Source organism: Streptococcus sp. GMD4S (assembly GCF_000296955.1).
This window is the reverse complement of record NZ_AJRE01000171.1, coordinates 1-2,081: the sequence shown is the minus strand read 5'-3', so window position 1 is coordinate 2,081 and position 2,081 is coordinate 1. Positions and strand designations below refer to the sequence as shown.

The 2,081-nt window shown below is 44.2% G+C and carries 2 protein-coding genes; both read left to right on the top strand.

The genetic code is table 11. The features are described from left to right. Positions 1-1,518, top strand: a 1,518-nt coding sequence (locus tag GMD4S_RS08265; RefSeq protein ID WP_000496265.1) for an acetolactate synthase large subunit, incomplete at its 5' end; no start/stop codon positions are given. Continuing rightward, the gene (gene ilvN / locus GMD4S_RS08260; protein ID WP_001253813.1) at positions 1,511-1,987 is read left to right on the top strand and encodes an acetolactate synthase small subunit; all 477 of its coding nucleotides are present in this window, start codon (positions 1,511-1,513) and stop codon (positions 1,985-1,987) included. The genes GMD4S_RS08265 and ilvN, both read left to right, overlap by 8 nt. Positions 1,988-2,081: the final 94 nt, after the last annotated feature.

Genomic DNA, 2,081 nt, shown 5'->3' with positions numbered 1-2,081 from the left:
CACGAAGCTGAAGGATATGCCAAATCAACTGGAAAGTTGGGCGTTGCCGTCGTCACGAGTGGGCCGGGAGCAACAAATGCCATTACAGGGATTGCAGATGCCATGAGCGATAGCGTTCCCCTTTTGGTCTTTACAGGTCAGGTTGCGCGAGCTGGAATTGGGAAAGATGCTTTTCAGGAGGCGGACATCGTGGGGATTACCATGCCCATTACCAAGTACAATTACCAAGTTCGTGAGACAGCAGATATTCCCCGTATCATTACGGAAGCTGTTCATATCGCAACGACAGGTCGTCCAGGTCCTGTTGTGATTGACTTGCCAAAGGATGTATCAGCTCTAGAGACAGATTTCATCTATTCACCGGAGGTGAATTTACCAAGTTACCAACCGACGCTTGAACCGAATGACATGCAAATCAAGAAAATCTTGAAGCAATTGTCAAAAGCCAAGAAACCTGTTTTGTTAGCAGGCGGTGGTATCAGCTATGCGGAAGCTTCTAAAGAGCTCAATGAATTTGCTGAACGTTACCAAATTCCAGTAGTCACTAGTCTTTTGGGGCAAGGAACCATTGCAACGAGTCATCCGCTCTTTCTAGGGATGGGAGGAATGCACGGTTCTTTCGCAGCCAATATTGCAATGACGGAAGCGGACTTTATGATTAGTATTGGTTGCCGTTTCGATGACCGCTTGACTGGGAACCCTAAGACCTTCGCGAAGAATGCTAAGGTTGCCCATATCGATGTTGACCCAGCTGAGATTGGTAAGATTATCAGTGCAGATATTCCTGTAGTGGGAGATGCTAAGAAAGCCTTGCAGATGCTACTGGCAGAACCAACTGTTCATAACAATACTGAAAAGTGGATTGAAAAAGTCACCAAGGACAAGAATCGAGTTCGTTCTTATGATAAGAAAGAACGTGTGGTTCAACCTCAGGCTGTCATTGAACGCATCGGTGAGTTGACGCATGGGGATGCTATTGTTGTTACTGACGTTGGACAACACCAAATGTGGACAGCCCAGTATTATCCTTACCAAAATGAGCGTCAGTTAGTCACTTCAGGTGGTTTGGGTACCATGGGATTCGGAGTTCCTGCAGCTATCGGAGCCAAGATTGCCAATCCAGAAAAAGAAGTCATCCTTTTTGTCGGTGATGGTGGCTTCCAAATGACCAACCAAGAGCTAGCGATCCTAAACATCTACAAGGTGCCGATTAAGGTTGTCATGTTGAATAACCACTCACTAGGAATGGTTCGTCAGTGGCAGGAATCCTTCTATGAGGGTAGAACTTCTGAGTCAGTCTTTGATACACTTCCTGACTTCCAGTTGATGGCACAGGCTTATGGCATCAAAAACTATAAATTTGATAATCCAGAGACGATAGAGAAGGATCTAGAAGTCATTCTGGAGGATGTGCCCATGTTTATCGAGGTGGATATTTCTCGTAAGGAACAGGTCTTACCGATGGTACCAGCTGGTAAGAGCAATCATGAGATGTTGGGGGTGAAGTTCCATGCGTAGAATGTTAACAGCTAGATTGCAAAACCGTTCAGGAGTTTTGAATCGTTTTACAGGTGTCCTTTCTCGTCGTCAAGTCAATATTGAGAGTATCTCGGTTGGTGCGACAGAGAACCCCAATGTATCTCGTATCACCATCATTATTGATGTAGCATCTCATGATGAAGTAGAGCAAATCATTAAACAGCTCAATCGTCAGATTGATGTGATTCGCATTCGAGATATCACAGATAAACCACACTTGGAAAGAGAAGTTATCTTGGTAAAAGTATCTGCTCCTGCTGAGAAGCGTGCAGAAATCTTGGCCATTATCCAACCTTTCCGTGCAACGGTAGTAGATGTGGCTCCAAGCTCAATCACCATCCAGATGACGGGAAATGCTGAAAAGAGTGAAGCTTTATTACGAGTGATTCGACCATATGGTATTAAAAATATCGCTCGTACGGGTGCAACTGGATTTACCCGCGACTAATACTCTTTGATTTTCATTGAGTATAAAATCCAGTTTAAATTTGTTAAACCAGCCTATAAGGCAATAAAAATAGAAAAGAGAGAAAAACTATGGC